Source organism: Kitasatospora sp. NPDC059817 (assembly GCF_042731835.1).
Lineage (GTDB): Bacteria > Actinomycetota > Actinomycetes > Streptomycetales > Streptomycetaceae > Kitasatospora.
The window spans coordinates 1-14,239 of the sequence record NZ_JBHWIR010000184.1; the positions used below are offsets into that span (position 1 = coordinate 1).

Consider the following 14,239-nt stretch of genomic DNA (forward strand, 5'->3'; position numbering starts at 1 on the left):
CGTCGTGGGAGTTCGAAGGCGTATCCGGGGGTCCGACCGGGCGCGGGGTCAGGCCTGGCCGTGCAGGATCAGCGCCCAGGCGAGGCAGGCGACGGCGGCGGTGCAGAGCAGGGCGCGCAGCACGTTGAAGCGGACCCAGCGGGCTTCGAAGCGCCCCCGGACGGCGGCCGGGTCGGTGATGCGCCGGGGCTCGCCGCCGGCGGCGAGTTCGTCGTTGAGCGGGATGTTGACGGAGCGGGTGACGCCGATCGCGGCGATGTAGAGCACCAGGGCGGCCACGGTGGCGGGTAGCGCGTGGTGGCCGTCGGAGGGCAGGTGGAGGGCGACGGCGGCGCCGGTGGTGAGGAGCGCGCCGACGAAGCCGAGGACGAACCAGCCGTTCAGGATGGCCACGTTGATGCGCTGCATGACCTCGATGAAGGTGCGGTCTTCGACCCGCGCGAGCGCGGGCATGACCGAGCACGCGAAGGCGTAGAACAACCCGGCGGTCAGTCCACAGGTGACGGTGGCCGCCACCAGTGCGAGTGTGCGTGCCAGTTCCATCTTCGTAGCCCCTCACTGTCTCTGCGTATCTGCTATCTGCGTATCGGTTCGTGCCCCCGTGCGCCGATCATCCGGCATCCGGGCCGCTCGGGCCACCTCGATCACTCAAGACCCTCTCAAATGACGAACCGTCAAATGATGTCTTGCCGTCTACACTTGGGGCCATGGACACTCTGACGGGACTCCTCGACGGCCCCAAGGCCCGCGGTGCGTTCCTGCTGCGCTCGATCCTCACCCCGCCGTGGTCGCTGCGGATCGAGGACCGGGCCCCGCTGTCGGTGGTGACGATGGTCCGGGGCGAGGCCTGGATCCTGCCCGAGCGCGGTACGCCGCTGCTGCTGCACCCCGGCGACGTGGCGATCGTCCGCGGCCCGGAGCCGTACACGGTGGCGGACGACCCCGACACCCCCGTGGACGTGATCGTCGGCCCCGGGCAGGTCTGCACGCGCGGCGGGGTGGACGTCTCCGAGGTGATGTCGCTCGGCGTCCGGACCTGGGGGCAGGGCCGGGAGGGGGACCAGGCGTCCTCGGTGGTCCTGTCCGGCACCTACCAGGCCGAGCACGAGATCGGCCAGCGCCTGCTCGGCTGCCTGCCCGGCCTGCTGGTCCGCCCGGCCGGCACCGGCGCCGACGACACCCTGGTGCACCTGCTGGCCGCCGAGATAGGGCGCAACGAGCCCGGTCAGGAGCTGGTCCTGGACCGCATCCTGGACCTGCTGGTCGTCTCCGTGCTGCGCTCCTGGCTCGCCGCCCCCGACTCCGGCGCCCCGGCCTGGTACCGCGCCCAGCACGACGCCGTCGTCGGGCCGGTGCTGCGGCTGATGCACGACGACCCGGCCACCGCCTGGACGGTCGCCGACCTCGCCCAGCGGGTCGGGGTGTCGCGGGCGGGCCTGGCCCGCCGTTTCACCGGCCTGGTCGGCGAACCGCCGATGGCCTATCTGGCGGGCTGGCGACTGGCCGTCGCCGCCGACCTGCTGCGCGAACCCGAGTGCACCGTCGCCTTCGCGGCCCGCAAGGTCGGCTACAGCAACGCCTTCGCCCTCTCTGCGGCCTTCAAGCGCGTCCGCGGTGTCAGTCCGCAGGAGCACCGCCGCCTCGCCGCGACCGGCGCCCCGGCCCAGCAGGCCGGCTTCTCCGGCCCGGCGGAGACGGTCATCCTGGCGGGCTGACGCCGCAGCCGCCGACAGCCAGGACCTGGGAATCCGGGACCGGGAATCCAAGGCTGCAATCCCATTTGCCTAAACTCATTAGGTAATCCCATACTGGCTATAGCCGGATGGCAGAAGGTGCACGGCACGGGCAGGACCCGCACAGAACGCGATGGAACAGCGATGAACACCTCTTTCACCACCCCCGTCACCGAGGCCCTGCTGCACGGCCACCTCGACGTCGAGCACACCGGGCGCGGCCTGCTGCCGCACCGCCTGCCCGCCCGGGCACGCCGGCAGATCCCCGACGAACAGCTCGCGATCGCCGAGTCCCAGCCCAGCGGCGTCCGGCTGGCCTTCCGCACCCGCGCCACCGCGATCGACCTGCACACCGTCCCGACCAAGCGGGCCTACGTGGGCGTGCCCACCCCGCCCGACGGGGTGTACGACCTCCTCGTCGACGGGCGGCTGACGGCGCAGACCACGGTGTCCGGCGGCAACCTGCGCACCATCGACCTGGCCACCGGCCGCGTCGAGCTGACCCAGGGCCCGCCCGCCACCGCCCGGTTCACCGGTCTGCCCGCACGGGACAAGACCGTCGAGATCTGGCTCCCGCACACCGAGACCACCGAACTCCTCGCCCTCGACACCGACGCCCCCGTCACCCCGGCCCCGGACGGCACCCGCCGGCGCTGGCTGCACCACGGCAGCTCGATCAGCCACGGCTCCAACGCCACCCACCCGACCGGCACCTGGCCCGCCCTGACGGCGGCCGCGGCCGGCGTCGACCTGGTCAACCTGGGTTTCGGCGGCAGCGCCCTGCTCGACCCGTTCACCGCCCGCGCCATCCGCGACACCCCCGCCGACCTGATCAGCCTGAAGATCGGCATCAACCTCGTCAACGCCGACGCGATGCGCCTGCGCGCCTTCGTCCCGGCGGTGCACGGCTTCCTCGACACCGTCCGCGAAGGACACCCGGCCACACCGCTGCTCGTCGTCTCCTCGATCCTCTGCCCGATCCAGGAGGACACCCCGGGGCCCCTCGCCGCCGACTTCAGCACCGGGGCACTGCGCTTCCGGGCCACCGGCGACCCGGCCGACACCGCGGCGGGCCGCCTCACCCTCACCGTCATCCGGACCGAACTCGCCCGCATCGTCGCCGCCCGCGTCGCCGACGGCGACCTCAACCTGCACTACCTGGACGGCCGTTCGCTCTACGGCCAGACCGACCACGACGACCACCCGCTCCCCGACGACCTGCACCCGGACCAGGCCGGCCACCACCGCATCGCCGAGCACTTCACCCGCCTCGCCTTCGGAGACACCGGCCCGTTCGCGGACTGACCCGCCCGCCGCCGCCCTCGTGCGCGACAATGATGCGATCAAGGGTCAATAGCCAAGGGGGAGAAGGTCGATGAAGCGCGCGAGGACCGTGATGGCCGCAGGCCTGGCCGCGGCCGTGGCAGCCGTGGCGCTGGCCGGTTGCGGATCGGTGAGCGCACCGGGCAGTGCGACCGGCGGTACGCCGGTCGGCAGCGCCCCCGCCACCGCGACCACCCCGGCCCGAGAACCCGGTCAGGCCGGGGCCGAGGCCCTGGCCCGCCACGACCGGCTCTTCCCCCAGGTCGCGGCGAAATGCGCGGGCGTCGCCGCCACACCGCCGTCCGCCCCGGCCGCCGCCCCCACGGGCGACGGCGGTACCTGGGCCGACAAGTACGCGGAGAACCACGCCTACAAACAGACCGTCAGGCTCCTCGCCGACGCCCAATGCCGCGGCGCGGCCCACGCGGCACGGATCGCGGACGCCCTGCGGCCCGCCGGCGCGCCGGCCGTCCTCGACGAAGCCGGCCTCCGCGCGGCCCTCCAACGCCTCGGCTACCCGGCCGAGCTGGTCAACGTCCGCACCTCCGCCGGCGTCCCCGGCTTCGACCTCGAAATCCCCGAAGCCGTTCTCTGCGTCAGCGGCTTGCTGACCGCCCGGCCCGACATCCACCCGCACGGCATGTACCTGGACGGCGGCTGCACCGAACCCAAGGGCGGCCACTGACCTTGTGGGCGTGTTCCACGGAGGTGGCCGACGGGGGACGTTCCCCGGGCGTTCACCGTGCGGAGGCCGGCCGTCCGGTCAGCGGTCCGCGTCGTGCCCCTAGCGTCGCGATCACCGTGTACGGCCCGAGGAGCTGCCCCGATGAACCACCATCAGAACGACCTTCCCCACGATGACCACGGGTCGAGCTGCCCGCGGACCGTCGGGTTCGACTCCGACGCGCCGGCGGCGGCCGGACGCCGTGCCTTCCTGCGCGCGACGGGGTTGGTCGGCGCCGGGCTGGCGGTCCTCGGGGCGGGCTCCACAACGACGGCGACGGCGGCAGCGGCGGACGGGCCCGCCGACGCGACGGCCGACGCCTTCGGCGCGCCCGCCGCCGCGGACGACGGCCGGGGGGCCTGGGATCCGGACCCGGACGGCCCCCGCTTCTCCCTGGCGGTGATGCCCGACACCCAGTACCTCTTCGACGACGACCGGATCCACCCCGCCCCGCTGGAGGCCTCGCTGCGCCACGTGCTGGACGGCAGCGACGAGAACTTCGTCTTCCTCGCGCACCTGGGCGACGTCACCCAGAACGGCAAGGCCGAGGAGTTCGCCGCCGCGGGCAAGGCCTTCACCCTCCTCGACCGCCACGGCGCGGCCTACAGCGTCCTGGCCGGCAACCACGACGTCGGATCGGGCGGCGACGACCAGCGGGGCCGGACGGCGTACCTGGACACCTTCAACCCGGCCCGGTTCGCCCGCTCGGCGACGTTCAAGGGCGCGAGCCCGGACGGCTACAACACCTACCACCTGTTCCGGGGAGCCGGCCGGGACTGGATGGTGCTCTCACTGGACTGGCGGCTGTCCGACCGCGGCTTCGCCTGGGCGAACTCGGTGATCGCCCAGCACCCGACCGTGCCGGTCATCCTCACCACGCACGACCTCGCCTACGCCGACGACGGCGGCGCCGCCCAGCTGTCCGACCACGGGCACGCCCTCTGGGACAGGCTGATCAGCGGCAACGACCAGATCTTCCTCACCCTGAACGGCCACTACTGGCCGCCCGGCAGCACCACGCTGACCAACAAGGCCGGCCACGACGTCCACGTCCACATCACCAACTACCAGAACCGGTACTACGGCGGCGCGGCGATGATCCGCGCCTACCGCTTCGACCTGGACCGCAACACCATCGACGTGCGGACGTACTCGCCCTGGATCCAGCAGCTGGCGGCCGAGAAGGTCAACCGCCTCGCCAGCGAGGAGATCGAGCTGACCGGCCCGGTGGACAGCTTCTCGGTGCAGGTGGACTTCGCGCGGCGGTTCGCCGGCTTCGCCCCGGTCCCGGCCCGCCCGGCCCGCCCCGCGCGGCAGCTGACGATCCCGGGCACGGTCGCCTACTGGCGCTTCGACGGCGGACGGCCGGACGGCAGCGCCGTCGCCGACTCCCAGATCGTCAAGGACCTGAGCGGCCACGGCAACGACCTCGTGAGCCAGACCGCCCCGGGCAGCCCGGCCGGGACGCTCACCTGGTCCACCGAGTCCCACCCCGACCAGCCCGGCCGCGGCAGCCTCTACTTCGCGGGCCGGGGCAAGCCGGTCCAGGGCGCCTACCTGCAGACCGTCGCCAAGGCCCCGATGAACGCCGACACCTTCCAGCAGGGCTACACCTTCGAGGCGTTCTTCAAGCTGCCGGCCGACTGGGACGCCAGCCGCAACGCCTGGACGGCGCTGCTCAGCCGCTGGGGCACCAGCGGGGAGGCGGGGAAGAGCGGCCCCGACACCGACCCGCAGGAGCCGGTCGCCACGCTCAGCCTGTCCGGCGGGCGGGAACTGCAGTGGTGCGTCTACCCGACCAACCTGAGCGGCCCCGTCACCAACTGGGGCCACGAACTCCCGCTCGGCGCCTGGTGGCACGTCGCGGTCGTCAACAACAAGCGGCTCACCCGGATGTACGTGAACGGCTGCGAGGTCGTCCGCAACCCCTCGACACCGTCCGAGGGCCTCAGCACCCTCGGCCACCCCTGGCTGCTCGGCGGCTACGAGTACGGCGGCGCGCTCAACCAGGTGTTCCACGGCTGGATCGGCGACGTCCGCGTGGTCAACCGCCCCCTGCCGGTCCGGGACTTCATGATCTCCTGACACCCCCGCGCCCCGGGGCGCCCGCCCCACGGGCGCCCCGCCGTCAGCCTCCCAGGGCCAGCAGCGAGGCCCACAACGCCAGGACGGACAGCACCAGCGCCGACGGGACGGTGAGCAGGCCGAGGCGGGTGAACTCGCCCAGCCGGACGGTGCTGCCGTACTGCTGGACGATCTTGCGCCACAGCAGGGTGGCCAGGGAGCCGGCGTAGGTGAGGTTGGGGCCGATGTTCACGCCGAGCAGCATCGCCAGCACCGCACCCGGGCCGGAGGCCGCCGTCAGCGGCAGCAGGACCAGGACGGCGGGCAGGTTGTTGATCACGTTCGCGAGGACGGCGGCCAGCGCGGCGACCGCGAGCAGGGACGGCAGGCCGGTGCCGGCGGGGACCACGTGGCCGAGCGCGGTGGCGAGGCCGTTGTCGACGACGGCGCGGACGACGATCGCGAGGGCGACGACGAAGGCGAGGAACGGAACGTTCGCGGCCCGGACGACCGCCGTCGGCGTGATGCGGCGCCGGGCGAGCGCCCGGCCGGCCAGCACGAGGGCTCCCGCCGCGGCCGCCCACGCCGGATTGACGCCCAGCGCGGAGGTGAGGACGAACCCGCCGAGCGTGCAGGCCACGACGACGAGCGCGAACAGCGGCAGCTCGGGGGCCACCTCGTCCGGTGGCGGCGGGGCCGCGCTGTCCAGGTCGGCGGCGAAGAACCGGCGGAAGACCACGTACTCGGCGCCGATCGCCACCAGCCATGGCAGGGCCATCAGCGCGGCGAACCGGGTGAAGCTCAGGCCGCTGGCCGCGAACGCCAGCAGGTTGGTGAGGTTGGACACCGGAAGCAGCAGCGACGCGGTGTTCGACAGGTGCGCGCAGGCGTAGACGTGCGGCTTCGGCCGGGCGCCGAGCCGGGTGGCGGTCGCGAACACCACCGGGGTCAGCAGCACCACCGTCGCATCCAGGCTCAGCACCGCGGTGATCACCGAGGACAGGGCGAACACCTGCACCAGCAGCCGTCCGGGCCGCGCGGCGGTCCGGGCCATCCACGCCCCGCAGGCGTGGAACAGTCCCTCCTCGTCGCACAGCTGCGCCAGCACCAGCACTGCGGCCAGGAACCCGACCACCGGCCCCAGCCGTTCGGCCTCCTCCAGCGCGTGCGCGGGCGATATGGCGCCGGTGGCGACCAGCAGGGCGGCGGCGGGCACCGCGACGGCGGCCTCGGGCCAGCCCCACGGCCGGACGACGGCGCAGGCCAGTACGGCCAGCAGCAGTACCAGTGCCAGGCCCTCCGCGAGCGGGGTGTTCAGTGCGGGCTCCCTTCGAGACCAGCCGAGTCCGGCTGACGGCCACCCGGACGGGTGCGCCGACTTGCGTCCCTTCGAGCGACCGGCCCGGCTCTCTGGACCGGCGGCCGGACTGAACTGCTGCTATGAATTTTTTGAGCCTATCTGTCCGGCTCCCGTTTTTTTGAGGAGGCATCCTCATGGGTGCGGTTGCAACAACTTCAGCCGACGCCGCCGTGGTGCACATTCTCTGGATCAATGCGGGTCTGAGCTGCGACGGGGACTCGGTCTCCCTGACCGCGGCGATGCAGCCCAGCATCGAGGAGATCGTCACCGGCGCACTCCCCGGCCTGCCGAAGGTCGCCGTCCACTGGCCGCTGATCGACTTCGAGTGCGGTCCGGTCCAGGGCGCGGACAACTTCGTGGAGTGGTTCTTCAAGGCGGACCGCGGCGAGCTCGACCCCTTCGTCCTGGTCGTCGAGGGTTCCATCCCGAACGAGACGATCAAGGAGGAGGGCTACTGGTGCGGCTTCGGCGACGACCCGGACACCGGCCAGCCGATCACCACCAGTGAGTGGCTGGACCGCCTCACCCCCAAGGCCACCGCAGTGGTCGCCATCGGCACCTGTGCCACCTACGGCGGCATCCACGCGATGGCCGGCAACCCGACCGGTGCCATGGGCGTGCCCGACTACCTGGGCTGGGACTGGAAGTCCAAGGCGGGCCTGCCGATCGTCTGCGTGCCGGGCTGCCCGATCCAGCCCGACAACTTCGCCGAGACGCTGACCTACCTGCTGTACCAGCTGGCCGGTTCCGCGCCGATGATCCCGTTGGACGACAAGCTGCGTCCGGCCTGGCTGTTCGGCGCGACCGTGCACGAGGGCTGCGACCGCGGCGGGTACTACGAACAGGGCCAGTTCGCCACCGACTACGGCACGCCCGAGTGCCTGGTGCGCCTCGGCTGCTGGGGCCCGGTCGTCAAGTGCAACGTCGCCAAACGCGGCTGGATCAACGGCATCGGCGGCTGCCCCAACGTCGGCGGCATCTGCATCGCCTGTACCATGCCGGGCTTCCCCGACAAGTTCATGCCGTTCATGGACCCGCCGCCCGGCTCCCGGGTCTCCACGGGCGCCAGCTCGGCGTACGGGGCGGTGATCCGCCGCCTGCGCACGATCACGGGCCGGACGGTCGACCAGGAGCCCAAGTGGCGGCACACCGGGCGCCGCCTGACCACCGGTTACCGCCCGCCGTGGTGACCCCTTTCCCCCTTCGGCCCGCCCGCCCCGCCCGGGGCGGGCGGGCCGTTGCAGAGCCTCCTCCCGCTGACAGAAGGGCATGACAGACGATGGCACCGACGACCAGGACAGCCGGCGACGGCAACGGTCTGGTGGAGATGTCCTGGGACCCGATCACCCGGATCGTGGGCAGCCTGGGCATCCACACGAAGATCGACTTCAAGCAGAAGAAGGTCGCGGAGTGCTACAGCACCTCCTCGGTCTTCCGCGGCTACAGCGTCTTCATGCGCGGCAAGGACCCGCGCGACGCGCACTTCATCACCAGCCGGATCTGCGGCATCTGCGGCGACAACCACGCCACCTGTTCGGTCTACGCGCAGAACATGGCTTACGGGGTCAAGCCCCCGCACCTCGGCGAGTGGATCATCAACCTCGGCGAGGCCGCCGAGTACATGTTCGACCACAACATCTTCCAGGAGAACCTGGTCGGGGTCGACTACTGCGAGAAGATGGTCCGCGAGACCAACCCCGGCGTCCTGGAACTGGCCGAACGCACCGAGGCACCCCACGCCGGCGACCACGGGTACCGCACCATCGCCGACATCATGCGCTCACTGAACCCCATCGAGGGCGAGTTCTACCGCGAGGCGCTCCAGGTCAGCCGCTACACCCGGGAGATGTTCTGCCTGATGGAGGGCCGCCACGTGCACCCCTCCACCCTCTACCCCGGCGGCGTCGGCACGGTGGCCACCGTCCAGCTGTTCACCGACTACCTGACCCGGCTGATGCGCTACGTGGAGTTCATGAAGAAGGTCGTGCCGCTGCACGACGACCTCTTCGACTTCTTCTACGAGGCCCTGCCCGGCTACGAGGAGGTCGGCCGGCGCCGCGTCATGCTCGGCTGCTGGGGCAGCCTCAACGACCCGGACCACTGCGACTTCACCTACCGCAACATGACGGACTGGGGCCGGCGGATGTTCGTCACCCCGGGCATCGTGGTGGACGGCAAACTCGTCACCAACGACCTCACCGAGATCAACCTCGGCATCCGCATCCTGCTCGGCAGCTCCTACTACGAGGACTGGCAGGGCAAGGAGCTCTTCGTCACCCACGACCCGCTGGGCAACCCCGTCGACCCCCGCCACCCCTGGAACCAGCACACCATCCCCGCCCCGCAGAAACGCGACTTCGACGACAAGTACAGCTGGGTGATGTCCCCCCGCTGGTTCGACGGCAAGGACTACCTCGCCCTCGACACCGGCGGCGGTCCGATCGCCCGCCTGTGGTCCACCGCGCTGTCCGGACTGGTCGACATCGGCTACATCAAGGCCACCGGACACAGCGTGCAGATCAACCTGCCGCGCTCCATGACCAAGCCGGAGACCACCTTCGAGTGGAAGATCCCGCAGTGGAGCAACGCCATCGAACGCAACCGCGCCCGCACCTACTTCCAGGCCTACGCGGCCGCCGCGGCCCTGCACTTCGCCGAGAAGGCGCTCGACGAGGTCCGGGCCGGGCGCAGCCAGACCTGGGAGCGCTTCGAGGTGCCGGACGAGTCGATCGGCTGCGGCTTCACCGAGGCCGTACGCGGCGTGCTGTCCCACCACATGGTGATCCGGGACGGCAAGATCGCCAACTACCACCCCTACCCGCCGACCCCGTGGAACGCCAGCGTCCGCGACAGCTTCGGCACCCCCGGCCCCTACGAGGACGCCGTCCAGAACACCCCGATCTTCGAGGAGAACCCCCCGGAGACCTTCAAGGGCATCGACATCATGCGCGCCGTGCGCAGCTTCGACCCCTGCCTGCCCTGCGGCGTCCACATGTACCTGGGCGACGGCAGGACGGTGCAGACCATGCACGTGCCCACCGGGCTGAGCGGACTCACCGCATGACCCCGGAACAGACGGGGGCCCGCATCCAGGAGGCCCTGGACCAACTGGCCGGCGCCGACGCCCAGGAGGCCGGCGAGCACCTCGTCCGCGAACTGATGGCCCTCTACGGCGACGCCCTGGCCCGCCTCGTCCAGGCCCTGCCGCCCGCCGTGCTGGCCCGGCTGCTGGACGAACCGTCGCTCGCCGGGCTGCTCGTCCTGCACGACCTGCACCCCGAGGACGTCACCGCCCGCATCACCCGCGCACTCGCCACCCTGCCCGAACCGGTCGACCTGGCCGCCTTCGACCCCGCCACCGGCACCGCCCGGCTGCGCCGCACCCGCAGCGGCTGCGGGTGCGGCGAACAGGACATCGAGAACGCCCTGGCCTGCCACGCGCCCGAGGTCACCGCGGTCGAACTCGAACGCCCCGCAGAACTGCTGCAGATCGGCGCTCGGCCCCCGGCGGGCCCGCGATGACCTTCCGCCAGCTCGACCGGCCCGGCACCGCGCTGCTGCGCCGGCTGCGGGAGCCCGCACCCCCGCAGCCGCAACGCTGCGAGTTCTGCGGCCGGCACCTGCCCGCCGAGCACCGCCACCTGGCGGACACCGACCAGCAGGCGCTCACCTGCGCCTGCACCGCCTGCGCCCTGCTGTTCCAGCAGCCCGGCGCGGCCGACGGCCGCTACCACGCCGTCCCCGACCGCTACCTGACCGACCCGGCCCACCCCCTCGGCGAGGACGCCTGGGCCGCCCTCGGCATCCCCGTCGCCACCGCGTTCCTGCTGCGCACCACACGTCTGCAGCGGTCCGTCCTGCTCTACCCAGGCCCGGGCGGCGCGACCGAGGCCGAACCCGACGAGGCCGCCTGGCAGGCCGCGCTCGGCGGCAGCCGCCTGTACGCCGCACTGCGGCCGGACGTGGAGGCGCTGCTGCTGCGGCGCGACACCGACGGCATCCAGTGCTACCTGGTGCCGGTCGACGTCTGCTACGAACTCGTCGGCCGACTGCGGCGCTGCTGGAAGGGCTTCGACGGCGGGGCCGAGGCGCGCGCCGAACAGACCGCCTTCTTCGACCGCCTGGCGGCCCGGTCCCGCGTCCTCCCCGAAGGCGGCGCCCGGTGACCTCGATCTCCTTCGCCTGCACCGGGGTGCGGGCCGATCCCTACGCCGCCGGGCCCGCCCTGGTCTTCCGGCTGCGCATCACCGCCCCCGCCGAGGTGCGGGTGCACGCGCTGGCGCTGCGCTGCCAGCTGCGGATCGAACCGGCCCGGCGCCGCTACGGCGACGCCGAGGGCGGGCGGCTGACCGACCTGTTCGGCGAGCGCTCACGCTGGGCCGGCACCCTCCACCCGGTCCAGTTCGCCCAGGTCCCGCTGCTGGTCGGCGCGTTCACCGGCGAGACCGAGACCGATCTGGTGGTGCCCTGCACCTACGACATGGACGTCTCCGCCGCCCGCTACCTCGCGGCACTGGACGACGGGGACGTGCCGCTGCTGCTGCTCTTCTCGGGCACCGCCTTCGCCGGCCCCGGCGGCTTCCAGGTCACCCCGGTGGCCTGGGACCAGGAAGCCGCCGTGCGGATGCCGGTCAAGGTCTGGCGGGAGGCGATCGACGCGCACTTCCCGGGTTGCGGCTGGCTCCGGCTGCCCGCCGACCTGATGGCCGAACTGCTCGCCTACCGCTCCCGGCGCGCCCTGCCGTCCTGGGAGGCCACCGTGCGCGAACTGCTCGGCACGGCCCGGACCACAAAGCCGTCCCAGACCGTGAAGTCGTCCCAGGCCGCGAAGCCACCCCAGGCCGTCACGGCGGCCCAGACCGCGAAGGGGGAGCGGTGACCGCGCCCGCCCACGAGAGCGAGAACAGGTTCGCCCACGCCCGGCAGATCGCCGACGCAGTCCTCTTCGAGGGCTACGTGCTCTACCCCTACCGGGCGTCAGCGGCCAAGAACCGGCTGCGCTGGCAGTTCGGCGTCCTGACCCCGCCGCGCTACGGCGCCGACAGCGGCGAGCACTCCCACCAGCGCACCGAATGCGTGATGGAAGCGCGCCAGGGCGACCAGCTGGCCGTCGAACTGCGCTTCCTGCGCCTCCAACGGCGGACGGTCCAAGAAGCAGGCAGACAGGGCGGATTCAGGACCGTCGATGAGCTGGAGCTCGCCGACCGGGTGCTCGTCCCCTGGGACGAAGGGGTCGAGGAACGGATCGAACTCCTCATCCCAGTCGAGGAATTGGCAGCCGGTGAAGCCGTCCGCAGCTTCGAACTCGACGCGTCCGAGGACGAGGAACGGCTCGTCGAGGACGGCACGTTGGCCGGGCGGCTCCTGCGCCGCCGGGAACGGGTCCAGGGCCGCCTGCGGATCACCACCCAGGACGTACCCGGCCCCTACCGGGCGCAGCGGCTGACCGTCCTGGTGGAGAACACCTCCGACTGGGACCCGTTTCCCGGCACCCGCCGCGAGACCGCACTGGCACACGCCCTCGTCTCGGCCCACCTGCTGCTCGGCCTCGACCGCGGCTCCTTCCTCTCGGCGACCGACCCGCCCGAGTGGGCGGGCGAGGCGGTGCGCGCCTGCCGCAACGAGCACACCTGGCCCGTGCTGGCAGGCCCGCCCGGCAGCGGCAAGGTGCTGCTCTCCTCGCCGATCATCCTGGAGGACCACCCGCACATCGCCCCCGAGAGCCCCGGCGCGCTCTACGACGCCACCGAGATCGACGAGATCCTCGCGCTGCGCACCGCGGCCCTGACCGAGCGGGAGAAGCGCGAGGCCCGGGGCACCGACGACCGGGCCGGCGCGGTGATCGACCTCGCCGACTCGATGCCCCCCGAGATCCTGGAACGGCTGCACGGCGCCGTCCGGGGGCTGCGCGAACTCACCTACCCCGAAGCCGGGGCGGACCGGCCCTGGTGGGACCCGGGCAACGACCCGCAGACCGACCCCGGACGGGACCAGGTGATGATCGACGGCCGCCCGGTCGCCGCCGGCAGCCGAGTGCGGCTCCGGCCCGGTCGCCGCCGCACCGACGCCCAGGACCTGTTCCTGCACGGGCGCACCGCGCTGGTGGAGGCGGTGCTGCACGACGTCGACGGTTCGGTGCACCTGGCCGTCACCGTGGACGACGACCCGGGCGCCGACCTGTGGCGGGCGCAGGGCCGCTTCCGGTACTTCCAGCCGGACGAGGTCGCGTTGGTGGAAGAGCGGTGAGCGCCGACCGGACCGGGCGGGTCCTGGTCGCCGGGGTCGGCAACATCTTCCTCGGCGACGACGGCTTCGGGGTCGAGACCGTCCGGCGCCTCGCCGCCCGGGAGCTGCCCGCCGGCGTCGAGCTCCTCGACGTGGGCGTGCGCGGCGTCCACCTGGCCTACCAACTCCTCGACGGCTACCGGACGCTGGTGCTCGTCGACGCCACCGCGCGCGGCGGCGAGCCGGGGACGGTGTACCTGATCGAAGCGGACGCCGGACCGGTGGAGTCGATGGTCCTGGACGGCCACCGGATGGGCCCGGACGCCGTGCTGGCCCTGCTCGCCACCCTGGCCGCCGGAACGGGCGGCACCGCGCCCGGGCGGGTCCTGGTGGTCGGCTGCGAACCCGCCTCACTGGAGGAGGGAATCGGACTGAGCACCCCGGTGGCCGCCGCCGTCGACGAGGCGGTCGCCGTGATCCTGCGCGTCCTCACCACGGACGCACCCACCCACAGAGAGGCGGCACCATGCTGAAGAACCTCGCCGTCGCGGCCGCCGCGGCCGTCCTGGCCGCAGCCGCGGCGCTGATCTGGCAGAGCCTTCCCGACCTGAGGCGCTACCTGCGGATCCGGCGGATGTAGGAGCGGACGCGGTAGCGGAGCAGTACGCGCGGGGGCCACCACCGACGTGCTGCGAACAGGTAGTCACGGGTGCGGCGGCGGCGCGGCGGCGAGCCGTGGGCCCCCCCCCCCCCAGGTATTGGGGCGGTTTGGCACCGGGCCGGTTTGTCACGGGGGCCCGCCACCCCGCC

General features: G+C 72.5%; 14 protein-coding genes. 12 read left to right on the plus strand and 2 right to left on the minus strand.

Features of this window, described 5'->3' with window-relative positions; translation table 11 throughout:
* Window positions 1–48: 48 nt before the first annotated feature.
* The gene (locus ACFV61_RS29060; RefSeq protein WP_063350758.1) at window positions 49–543 is read right to left on the minus strand and encodes a DUF1772 domain-containing protein; all 495 of its coding nucleotides are present in this window, start codon (window positions 541–543) and stop codon (window positions 49–51) included.
* A 164-nt stretch (window positions 544–707) separates the two neighbouring features.
* On the opposite strand from ACFV61_RS29060, the gene ACFV61_RS29065 reads away from it, so the two are divergent.
* From ACFV61_RS29065 to ACFV61_RS29080, 4 genes are all read left to right on the plus strand, one after another.
* Window positions 708–1,715, plus strand: coding sequence for an AraC family transcriptional regulator (locus ACFV61_RS29065; RefSeq protein ID WP_063350759.1), 1,008 nt, complete (start codon window positions 708–710; stop codon window positions 1,713–1,715).
* Between the two features lie 162 nt (window positions 1,716–1,877).
* Window positions 1,878–3,038: an SGNH/GDSL hydrolase family protein gene (locus ACFV61_RS29070; RefSeq protein ID WP_380494812.1), complete on the plus strand. Its 1,161-nt coding sequence runs from the start codon at window positions 1,878–1,880 to the stop codon at window positions 3,036–3,038.
* Window positions 3,039–3,108: 70 nt separating this feature from the next.
* The gene (locus ACFV61_RS29075; protein ID WP_380494814.1) at window positions 3,109–3,741 is read left to right on the plus strand and encodes a hypothetical protein; all 633 of its coding nucleotides are present in this window, start codon (window positions 3,109–3,111) and stop codon (window positions 3,739–3,741) included.
* 141 nt (window positions 3,742–3,882) lie between these two features.
* Window positions 3,883–5,865 carry a LamG-like jellyroll fold domain-containing protein gene (locus ACFV61_RS29080; RefSeq protein ID WP_380494816.1) on the plus strand — a complete coding sequence of 661 codons (1,983 nt, stop codon included), beginning with the start codon at window positions 3,883–3,885 and terminating at the stop codon, window positions 5,863–5,865.
* 43 nt (window positions 5,866–5,908) lie between these two features.
* Here ACFV61_RS29080 and ACFV61_RS29085 read toward each other — a convergent pair whose 3' ends face one another.
* The gene (locus ACFV61_RS29085; protein ID WP_380494824.1) at window positions 5,909–7,162 is read right to left on the minus strand and encodes an SLC13 family permease; all 1,254 of its coding nucleotides are present in this window, start codon (window positions 7,160–7,162) and stop codon (window positions 5,909–5,911) included.
* Between the two features lie 176 nt (window positions 7,163–7,338).
* Here ACFV61_RS29085 and ACFV61_RS29090 point away from each other — a divergent pair, with 176 nt between their 5' ends.
* From ACFV61_RS29090 to ACFV61_RS29125, 8 genes are all read left to right on the plus strand, one after another.
* On the plus strand, window positions 7,339–8,394 hold the full coding sequence (locus ACFV61_RS29090) for a hydrogenase expression protein HypE (RefSeq protein WP_363378097.1): 1,056 nt from the start codon (window positions 7,339–7,341) through the stop codon (window positions 8,392–8,394).
* An 89-nt stretch (window positions 8,395–8,483) separates the two neighbouring features.
* Window positions 8,484–10,268, plus strand: coding sequence for a nickel-dependent hydrogenase large subunit (locus tag ACFV61_RS29095; RefSeq protein WP_063350764.1), 1,785 nt, complete (start codon window positions 8,484–8,486; stop codon window positions 10,266–10,268).
* Window positions 10,265–10,726 (plus strand): thioredoxin, encoded by a 462-nt coding sequence (locus ACFV61_RS29100; protein ID WP_380494818.1) that lies wholly within the window; start codon window positions 10,265–10,267, stop codon window positions 10,724–10,726. The genes ACFV61_RS29095 and ACFV61_RS29100 overlap by 4 nt, the downstream gene beginning before the upstream one ends.
* Window positions 10,723–11,370, plus strand: coding sequence for a DUF5947 family protein (locus ACFV61_RS29105; protein WP_063350766.1), 648 nt, complete (start codon window positions 10,723–10,725; stop codon window positions 11,368–11,370). Before ACFV61_RS29100 ends, ACFV61_RS29105 begins: the two co-directional genes overlap by 4 nt.
* The gene (locus ACFV61_RS29110) at window positions 11,367–12,083 is read left to right on the plus strand and encodes a DUF6084 family protein (protein WP_380494820.1); all 717 of its coding nucleotides are present in this window, start codon (window positions 11,367–11,369) and stop codon (window positions 12,081–12,083) included. Before ACFV61_RS29105 ends, ACFV61_RS29110 begins: the two co-directional genes overlap by 4 nt.
* Entirely contained in the window at window positions 12,080–13,450 is a 1,371-nt protein-coding gene (locus tag ACFV61_RS29115) for a hypothetical protein (protein WP_380494822.1), read from the plus strand. Before ACFV61_RS29110 ends, ACFV61_RS29115 begins: the two co-directional genes overlap by 4 nt.
* Entirely contained in the window at window positions 13,447–13,962 is a 516-nt protein-coding gene (locus ACFV61_RS29120; RefSeq protein WP_063350768.1) for a hydrogenase maturation protease, read from the plus strand. The genes ACFV61_RS29115 and ACFV61_RS29120 overlap by 4 nt, the downstream gene beginning before the upstream one ends.
* On the plus strand, window positions 13,956–14,069 hold the full coding sequence (locus ACFV61_RS29125; RefSeq protein WP_380345916.1) for a DUF6893 family small protein: 114 nt from the start codon (window positions 13,956–13,958) through the stop codon (window positions 14,067–14,069). Before ACFV61_RS29120 ends, ACFV61_RS29125 begins: the two co-directional genes overlap by 7 nt.
* Window positions 14,070–14,239 lie beyond the last annotated feature (170 nt).

Coding starts and splice junctions, on each gene's coding strand:
- ACFV61_RS29060 (WP_063350758.1), bottom strand. CDS start 543: ATGGAACTGGCACGCACACTCGCACTGGTGGCGGCCACCGTCACCTGT.
- ACFV61_RS29065 (WP_063350759.1), top strand. CDS start 708: ATGGACACTCTGACGGGACTCCTCGACGGCCCCAAGGCCCGCGGTGCG.
- ACFV61_RS29070 (WP_380494812.1), top strand. CDS start 1,878: ATGAACACCTCTTTCACCACCCCCGTCACCGAGGCCCTGCTGCACGGC.
- ACFV61_RS29075 (WP_380494814.1), top strand. CDS start 3,109: ATGAAGCGCGCGAGGACCGTGATGGCCGCAGGCCTGGCCGCGGCCGTG.
- ACFV61_RS29080 (WP_380494816.1), top strand. CDS start 3,883: ATGAACCACCATCAGAACGACCTTCCCCACGATGACCACGGGTCGAGC.
- ACFV61_RS29090 (WP_363378097.1), top strand. CDS start 7,339: ATGGGTGCGGTTGCAACAACTTCAGCCGACGCCGCCGTGGTGCACATT.
- ACFV61_RS29095 (WP_063350764.1), top strand. CDS start 8,484: ATGGCACCGACGACCAGGACAGCCGGCGACGGCAACGGTCTGGTGGAG.
- ACFV61_RS29100 (WP_380494818.1), top strand. CDS start 10,265: ATGACCCCGGAACAGACGGGGGCCCGCATCCAGGAGGCCCTGGACCAA.
- ACFV61_RS29105 (WP_063350766.1), top strand. CDS start 10,723: ATGACCTTCCGCCAGCTCGACCGGCCCGGCACCGCGCTGCTGCGCCGG.
- ACFV61_RS29125 (WP_380345916.1), top strand. CDS start 13,956: ATGCTGAAGAACCTCGCCGTCGCGGCCGCCGCGGCCGTCCTGGCCGCA.